At 69.6% G+C, this 8,126-nt stretch carries 6 protein-coding genes and 1 pseudogene; 5 read left to right on the forward strand and 2 right to left on the reverse strand.

Annotated elements, in window-relative coordinates; all coding sequences use genetic code 11:
* From ACLQ6X_RS02415 to ACLQ6X_RS02430, 4 genes and pseudogenes are all read left to right on the forward strand, one after another.
* Positions 1–185: pseudogene (locus ACLQ6X_RS02415) on the forward strand (FUSC family protein); the annotation flags it as partial.
* Positions 186–192: 7 nt separating this feature from the next.
* On the forward strand, positions 193–822 hold the full coding sequence (locus ACLQ6X_RS02420) for a hypothetical protein (protein ID WP_411698572.1): 630 nt from the start codon (positions 193–195) through the stop codon (positions 820–822).
* Between the two features lie 94 nt (positions 823–916).
* On the forward strand, positions 917–2,050 hold the full coding sequence (locus ACLQ6X_RS02425; protein WP_411698577.1) for an LLM class flavin-dependent oxidoreductase: 1,134 nt from the start codon (positions 917–919) through the stop codon (positions 2,048–2,050).
* Positions 2,047–2,676 (forward strand): FMN reductase, encoded by a 630-nt coding sequence (locus ACLQ6X_RS02430; RefSeq protein ID WP_411698573.1) that lies wholly within the window; start codon positions 2,047–2,049, stop codon positions 2,674–2,676. Before ACLQ6X_RS02425 ends, ACLQ6X_RS02430 begins: the two co-directional genes overlap by 4 nt.
* A 2-nt stretch (positions 2,677–2,678) precedes the next feature.
* Here the strand turns inward: ACLQ6X_RS02430 and ACLQ6X_RS02435 are convergent, their stop codons facing one another.
* Both ACLQ6X_RS02435 and ACLQ6X_RS02440 read right to left on the reverse strand, forming a co-directional pair.
* Entirely contained in the window at positions 2,679–4,604 is a 1,926-nt protein-coding gene (locus tag ACLQ6X_RS02435; RefSeq protein WP_411698574.1) for a family 43 glycosylhydrolase, read from the reverse strand.
* Positions 4,601–6,292, reverse strand: a complete 1,692-nt coding sequence (locus ACLQ6X_RS02440; protein WP_411698575.1) for a PHP domain-containing protein — start codon at positions 6,290–6,292, stop codon at positions 4,601–4,603. The genes ACLQ6X_RS02435 and ACLQ6X_RS02440 overlap by 4 nt, the downstream gene beginning before the upstream one ends.
* Positions 6,293–6,560: 268 nt before the next feature.
* Between ACLQ6X_RS02440 and ACLQ6X_RS02445 the strand changes: the two genes are divergently transcribed.
* Positions 6,561–8,123, forward strand: coding sequence for an Ig-like domain-containing protein (locus ACLQ6X_RS02445; RefSeq protein WP_411698576.1), 1,563 nt, complete (start codon positions 6,561–6,563; stop codon positions 8,121–8,123).
* The last annotated feature ends 3 nt before the right edge of the window (positions 8,124–8,126 follow it).

Genomic DNA, 8,126 nt, shown 5'->3' on the forward strand with positions numbered 1-8,126 from the left:
ACGGCCTGGCGCTCGTGTTCATCACGCCGCTCGCGCTGACGATCGCGGCACAAGCGGGCACCGCAGCGGTCGACGTCATCGTGAGCGAGCGCTTCTTCGACACCCTGCTGGGCGCCGCCATAGCGACCACGGTATTGCTCGCCGCCCTCGGAATCATGCGCTGGCGAGGCCGGAACCCGGCATGATGGGGGAGTGAACAGGGCCGGATGCTTCGTGGCGGCGGCAGTCGCCGCAGTCGTCGTGCTGTCGGGCTGTACGGCGCGGGAGCTGCCCGCCGGCCCGACCGAAGCCGACGTCGCGAAGTACTACGAGGCGGTCGCCGATGCGCACTGGGCCGGTCTCGGCTTGGGCGCGGGTGTCGAGCGGCCCGAGACGCCGAGCATCCAGTTCTCGACACAGGAAGACTGGGCGGCATCGGTCGCGCGCTGCATGAACGACGCGGGTTTCGACTTCTACAGCGCGCAGGGCGGCGCGCTCACCGTCACGGGCGACCTCTCCGGCCCTACGGATACGGTCGAGGAGAAGGTCGCGGGCTACGTCTGTCAATTGTCGTACCAGCCCGAGGCGGTCGACGGTCAGATCCTGAGCCGGGCGCAACTCGACTACGTCTACGACTATTACCTGCGCTTCCTCATCCCGTGTCTCGGGTCGCGGGGCGAGCGGGTCGCCGACATTCCCGACCGCGCGAGCTTCGTCGCCGAAAGCGGGATCGGACCGTGGAACCCCTACTGGGCGGTGATGACCGACAGTCAGGACGCGTTCGAAGAGTCGAGGGCGCAGTGTCCGCCGATGCCGCCGGGCCTAGCCACACCGTGGGAATAGTTTCCCCGTGACATCCGTTCCACATATACATGCAAACGTATTCACTTGCACGAACAACCCGGGAGGGCACGACATCATGAGCACAGGCACAGGAATGCAGTTCGGAATCTTCACCGTCGGAGACGTGACGACGGACCCCACCAACGACTCGACGCCCACGGAGCACCAGCGCATCAAGGCGATCCTGACCATCGCGCAGAAGGTCGAAGAGGTCGGCATGGAGGTGTTCGCCCTCGGCGAGCACCACAACCCGCCGTTCGTGCCGTCGAGCCCCACCACCATGCTCGGCTACATCGCCGCCAAGACCGAGCACCTCATCCTGTCCACGGCGACGACGCTGATCACCACGAACGACCCGGTGAAGATCGCCGAGGACTACGCGATGCTGCAGCACGTGGCCGACGGCCGCGTCGACCTAATGATGGGCCGCGGCAACACCGGCCCGGTCTACCCGTGGTTCGGTAAGGACATCCGCGACGGCATCCCGCTCGCGATCGAGAACTACGCTCTGCTGCAGCGACTGTGGCGCGAAGACTTCGTGAACTGGGAGGGCAAGTTCCGCTCGCCGCTCCAGGGCTTCCAGTCGACGCCGCGCCCGCTCGACGGAGTCGCGCCCTTCGTCTGGCACGGCAGCATCCGTTCTCCGGAGATAGCGGAACAGGCCGCCTACTACGGCGACGGCTTCTTCGCCAACAACATCTTCTGGCCCAAAGAGCACTACATGAAGCTCATCAGCTACTACCGCCAGCGCTTCGAGCACTACGGCCACGGCAAGGCCGACGAGGCGATCGTCGGACTCGGCGGCCAGGCGTTTATGGCGAAGAATTCGCAGGACGCAGTGAAGCAGTTCCGCCCGTACTTCGACAACGCGCCCGTCTACGGCCACGGCCCCACGATGGAGGACTTCACCGAACAGACGCCGCTGACCGTGGGCAGCCCGCAGCAGGTCATCGACCGCTACGCCGGTATGCGCGACCACTACGGCGACTACCAGCGCCAGCTGTTCCTCATGGACCACGCGGGCCTGCCGCTGAAGACCGTGCTCGAGCAGCTCGACATCCTGGGCGAAGAGGTCATCCCCGTTCTGCGCAAGGAGTTCGCGAAGAACCGCCCGGCGAACGTGCCCGACGGCCCCACCCACGAGGCTTTGGTCGCCAAGCGCGACGCGGCTCTCGTGGCTTCGGCCGCCTCGGACGCTGAGCCTGTCGAAGCGCAGGTCGCATCGTGACCACCCGCAGAATCGCCGTCATCACCTCGGGACTCAGCCAGCCCTCGTCGACGCGACTCCTCGCCGACAGGCTTGCGGATGCCACGGCTCGCCAATTACAGAGCCTCGGTTTCGACGCCGACGTGCAGATCCTCGAACTGCGCGACACCGCGCAGGACGTCGTCAACAACCTGATGACCGGCTTCCCGAGCCCGAAACTCGAGAAGGCGATCGAGACGGTCACCGGTTCCGACGCGCTCATCGCGGTGACCCCCGTGTTCACCACGAGCTACAGCGGGCTGTTCAAGTCGTTCATCGACGTGCTCGACCCGCAGTCGCTCACCGACCTGCCCGTGCTGATCGGCGCGACCGGGGGCAGCGAGCGGCACTCGCTCGCCCTCGACTACGCGATGCGCCCGCTCTTCACCTACCTGCACGCCGTCGTGGTTCCGACGAGCGTCTACGCGGCGTCGAGCGACTGGGGCAGCACGGGCGATCAGGCGGCGGGCGCCCTGCCCGACCGCATCGACCGCGCCGCCCGCGAGCTCGCGAAACTGGCGGCCGAGTCAGACCGCTCCAGCCGCGTGGTCGACCCGTTCGCCCTGCCCGCCGGGTTCAGCCCGGTCGGCGGGTACGGCGCGCAGTAGCCCTAGCCGATGCCGATACCGATACCGGCGAGCGTCGGGGTGACCTCCACGATGTCGCCGGTCGGGGTGAAGTCGACCGCGTCCATGGCGATCTCCCGGCGGGAGGCGCCGTTGCCGGTCGACTCACGCTGGTAGGCGACGAACCACTCGCCGCCGTCCTCCACGAGCGAGGCGTGCCCGACACCCGTGATGCCGCGGCCGCCCGCGTCCTTCATCAGGATCGCGGGAGTGCTCAACGTGCCGGTGAGCGAGTCCGCGCGTGAGTACCAGATCGCCGAACCGGTGCCGTTCTTCCCGGTCCAGACCACGTAGACGACTCCGTCGCGAACGAACGACGATCCGGCCGAGGCGTACGCGCCGGCACCCGTTCCCTCGCTGAGCAGGGTCGCTGGCGTTCCGACCGCGGTCATGCTCGGCGCCAGGGGAGCGGCAGTGAGCGAGCGGGGGTGGTACCGGTCGAGGGTCGAGTTGTCGCCGTAGAGCAGGTAGGCCGCACCGTCGCTGTCAGTGGCGATCGACGGCGTTCCGAGCTCCTGCGGGTAGTCGGAGGGCCGAACCAGCGGCGAGCCCAGCGTGTCGACGAACGGTCCGGCCGGGGTCGCGGCGGTGGCCACTCCGATGCTCACGACGTCGGAGTAGTAGGTGCCGGGTGCGCGAGCGGAGAAGTAGAGGTAGTAGCCACCGTTCTTCTCGGCGAGCACGGGGGATCCGACACCTCCCGGCGCCCATCCCACCGAGCCCGCGCCGAGCACGACGCCTCGGTTCTGCCAGGTGACCAGATCGGTCGACGAGAACGCGACGACACCGCCGGCGCCGGAGGCGTACATCCAGTACCCGCCGCCGACCTTGGTGACAGTCGGGTCCGAGAACGCCCCGACCACGGCGGGCGCGTTGACGACGTCGGCGCGCACCGTCCAGGTGCGCACGTCGCCGCGCGTGCCGGTGACCGTGTAGGTGACCGGCGACGTGAAGTTTTGCGTCGATCCCGAGGCCGGCGAGATGGTGCCGCTCGCGTGCAGCGCGAAGGCCGGCGCGAGGGCGGTGACATCCGTTCCCGGCTTGAGCGGCAGCGTCACGGTTCCGGCGGCCGCGTCGACGACGGCGGCGCTGGCGAGCGCGGGCAGGGTCGCCGCCCGCACGAGCGTGGTGTCGCCCTCGGCGAGCCGGCTCACCTCGGTCGCGTCGAGCGCCCGGTTGTACAGCCGGAAGTCTTTGATCGAGCCTTTGAAGTATCCGTCGGCGGCGTAGGTCGACCGGCCGAGATAGTTCGCGGTCGTCACGCCTCCGGCGAGCGCGGCAAGCGCCGGAGTCATGGCCGCGTTCTGCGCGACCTGCACACCGTCGATGTACAGCGTTCCGGTTCCCGTCGCGCCCGCGGTCTGCGTGTAGGTCACGTGCTTCCAGACGCCGCGCGCGAGCGGGCCGGGCGCGGTCGTGCTCTTCTCGAGCGACCAGTTCGTCGAGGTGGTCGTCGCCCGCAGGTTGCCGTTTCCGACGAGGGCGAAGTATCCGGTGCCCGTCGTCGTCACGGGGTTGCCCATGGCGACGATCATGAAGGCGCCTGGCTGCGTGGCGTCCATCTTCACCCACAGCGAGACCGTGGAGGCGGCGAGGCCCGCGGTGATGTTGTTGGGAAGCTGCACGAAGCTCCCGTTGGCGCCGTTGAGTGTCACGCCGTCGGCGCCCGCCCAGGTCGAGCCGCCGACGAGGGTCGCGTTCTTTCCGTTGCCGGAATCGTCGTGCGCGACGGTGCCGGAGGTCTCGTCGAACGCGTAGTGCGCCACGAGTCCGTCGGTCGGCAGCACGGCCTGCGCCGGAGCGAACGTGGGAGCGACGAGGGCCGCGACGACGGCGGCGAGGGCCGCGACGACGACGACGGCCCGGAGGCGACGCCTGAGGGGGGCGGGGGATTCGGCCGTCCGGGTCATTCGCTTACCTTCACAAAAATCGGGTTGGAGTAGAACCAGAGGTCGACCCAGGGATCGCCGCTGCCCTTGGTGTGGGCGATGGGGCCCTTCGGGTCGATCGCCGCACCGCGAAGGCCCACGCCGTTGCGTCGCCCGTCGCTGCCGCGCAGGCGCACGTAGGTCGAGGCCTGCACGTCGGTGAGAGCGAAGCTGAGCGTGTAGCTGCCCGTGCGGCCCGTGACGTCCCGTTGTTCGACGACCCTGGTGTCGGGCGCCTGCCACGTGGTGCGGTCGGCCGCGGCGCCCGCGATCGAGCCCCGGATGAGGTCGACGTTGGCGAGAGCGGGCAGGTTGCCCTGGAAGTTCGGTCGGCTGGCGGTGGTCACCGTCACCTCGAGGGTGAGGTTGCTGCCCTTCGGTACCGTGAGCGTGCCGCCCAGCGTGACGCCGCGCATGTCTCGCCCGTCGATCTTCAGGCGCACCTCGAGGGCGTCGATGAGCTGGCCGTGGTCGACCCAGCTGCGCCCGGCACGCAGCGCCGCCATCACCTCGAGATAGTCGATCGTCTCGACACCGACGTGCAGTCGGCTGAACTGGCCCGGCCAGTAGTCGCTGCCCGCCTGCGCCGTGCTGGTGTTCACCGGGTCGGGGAGCCTTCCGGCGGTGTCGAAGGCGAGGCCGGCCGGGAAGGTGCCGTTGGCCCAGGTGTCGTAGACCACGCGGTGCACGTCGGAGTTCGAGGTGATCCACCAGTTCTTGCCCTCGGCGAGCATGGCGTCCCACATGCCGCCGACGGTGGCGGTCATCCAGTCGAATCCGCCGTAGGTGACGTAGGCGGCGGCCGGATAGCCGGCCCACGACTGCGCGGTCGGCGAGTTCTCGTACTCCCCGCGCACGCTGTTCGCGCCGCGCCAGCCCGGCAGTGCCGCGCCCTGTGCGCCCGGCGCACCCTCCATGCCGACCATGATGCCCTCGGCGGCGTCGCGCCAGTTGCGCAGTTCGCCGGGGGAGTCGATGCCGAGGCGGGCGGGGTGGTTCGCCCAGACGATCACGTCGTCCACGGTGCCGTCGGCCTTGCGGTCTTTCAGCCACTTCAGCGCGGCGACAGCGTGCGCCTCGTTGCGCGTGGTGAGCGCGTTGCCGGTCTGCCCCTCGGTGTACCCGAGCAGCTTGCCATCGAAGGCCAGCTCGAACGACCGAAGCAGTCGTGCCTCGCTGGGGCCGGGCGCCACCATGACGGTGGCGTGCTCGGCGGCCGGGATATACCACTCGAGTCCCTGGAAGACGAGCATGCGCGGGTTCTCCGCCCGCGCGGCGAGAATCTCGCGGTGCTGCTCGAAGACGCCGCCGACGTTCGCGTGGCCGATGTTGCTGTGTTCCGTGAACGCGAGCCAGTCGAGACCGTACTGCTGCGCCGCGCGGGTCAGCTGGCTGAGCGTGTACTTCGCGTCGTGGCTGTAGACCGAGTGCACGTGGTGGTCGCCGACGAGGTAGGCGAGCTCCGGGTCATCCTGTTCGTCCAGGGCCTTCGCGGTACCGAGGGCGGAAGCCGCGTCGGGGAAGACACCCGAACCGAGCACCGCTTGGGCGCCGATCACGGCGCCGAAGACCCCGAGCGCCTGCAGCGCGCGACGCCTGCTGAGGTCGCGGCCGGTGAGGCTCACTTCGGGAACTGTGGAGTCTGCCCACTCGGGCGGTTGGTGCGTCACGGAAAAACCTCTCACGGAGCCGAATCGGCTCGACGGGTGTGCCTGGGCGAGCGGGCAGCGTGAGCGAGGCTAGGGAGGGGCGGTGGACGAAACCTGTCTCGACGGCAAACGAGGGGCGAACCCGAATCGCTATTTGCGCGACATCCGTCGGTTAATGGCCCGCTCACCTGCCGTACCCCAGCGAGACACCATGGGTCATTAGCGTGCCCGTTGGCCCGCTCGGTTCGAGGCGTGCGCCCGCTCGCCACCCCCGCTCGGAAAGTAGTTCGTGAATACACGTTTGCGCGGCACTCTCGCCGCTGTCGCGGCCGCCCTCGTCGTCGCCCTCGCCGGCGTCGTCGTTCCCGCCCTCCCGGCTTCGGCCGCGACGATCGGAACCCTCGAGCTCCGCGACGCGGGCGGACGCCCGATGCCGAGCATCGACGCGGCGCAGCTGCCGAGCTTCACGACCGCCGTCGCAACGGGCGCCTGCCCGGTCGGTTTCCGCGACGCCACGCGACTGGCCATCGTGGCCGGAGCCTCCACGTTCGTCGCGAGCAGCAATCAGACGATTACGGATGCCACGGCTCCCGCGACGGCCACGCTCGACACTCCCGTCGCCGACTATTCCACCGCCGGCACCCTGACCGTGCGCCTCCAGTGTCTCGACATCCAGAACGGCATCGGCGTCGTATCCACGTCGTACTACGAGTCCACGCTCACCTCGAGCGGCGGAAGTCGCTATGCCGTGACGCCGGCGCCGACCATCGTCGTCGAGGCGACGACGATCGCGCTCGCCGTGTCTCCCGCCTCGCCCGTTGTCGTCGGCGCGAACGTCGTGCTGACCGCGACCGTGACCCGCGCGGCCATCACCGGATCGGTGGAGTTCTTCGACGGCGGGGTGTCCCTCGGCTCGGAGCCGGTGAGCGGGGGAGTCGCATCGTTCGACTCGACGGCGTTCGGGCTCGGGCTGCACTCGTTCACCGCGGTGTTCACGCCGAACGAACCGGTCTACTACGCACAGTCGACCACGGCTGCACCCACCGTCATCACGGTCGTCGAACGCCCGACCTCCACCACGATCGCGGTCGCCGCGCCCGCGACCGTGAACGTCGGCACCGACTCGGTGCTCACGGCGAACGTCGCGCCTACCATGGCCGGCGGCTCCGTGACCTTCTCCGCCGGCGCCGCCACCCTGGGCACCGCGCCGGTCGTCGGCGGCGTTGCCCGGTTGTCCATTGCGGGTCTGGCGGCCGGCGAGTACGACGTCACCGCGACCTTCACGCCGAGCAACCCGATCCTCTTCGAGGCGTCGACGACCGCTTCGGCGAGGCGCCTCGTGGTGCTGCCGGCACCGGCGGCATCGTCGATCGCGCTCACCGTGGCGGGCCCGTCGACCCCGAGGGTCGGCGACCGCCTCGCTCTCACCGCAACGGTCGCCCCCGCCGACGCGACCGGAACCGTCGAGTTCCTCGACGACGGAGTCGTGCTCGACACCGTGGGCCTCAGCGGATCGGTCGCCGAACTTGTGATTCCGAGCGCGGTTCTCGGCACCCACTCGTACACGGCCCGCTTCGTACCGGCCGACGCCCGCTTCTTCGAAGGCTCGACGACACCGGCGCCCCTGCTGGTCACGGTGGCGGCTGCGCCCGTCGCCGTCCCCACCCCCACGGCCACGCCGGGTGCGTCGACGGGTGCGCCGGCCCGCGTCGCCCCCGCGGCGGCCGACCCCGACGGTTCGCTCGCGTTCACCGGATTCGCCATGGGCGGCCTCGTGCTGCTCGCCGCCGGGTTGCTCGGCGGAGGCGGGGCGCTCGTCGCGTCCCGCCGTCGCCGCGCGGCCCAGGACTAGGGC

The sequence above is a fragment of the Conyzicola sp. genome (assembly GCF_046714715.1).
GTDB lineage: Bacteria > Actinomycetota > Actinomycetes > Actinomycetales > Microbacteriaceae > Conyzicola.

What these genes read in the sequence shown, in the direction of transcription:
- ACLQ6X_RS02425 (WP_411698577.1), top strand. Translation starts at nt 917, where the DNA reads ATGCAGTTCGGAATCTTCACCGTCGGAGACGTGACGACGGACCCCACC.
- ACLQ6X_RS02435 (WP_411698574.1), bottom strand. Translation starts at nt 4,604, where the DNA reads ATGACCCGGACGGCCGAATCCCCCGCCCCCCTCAGGCGTCGCCTCCGG.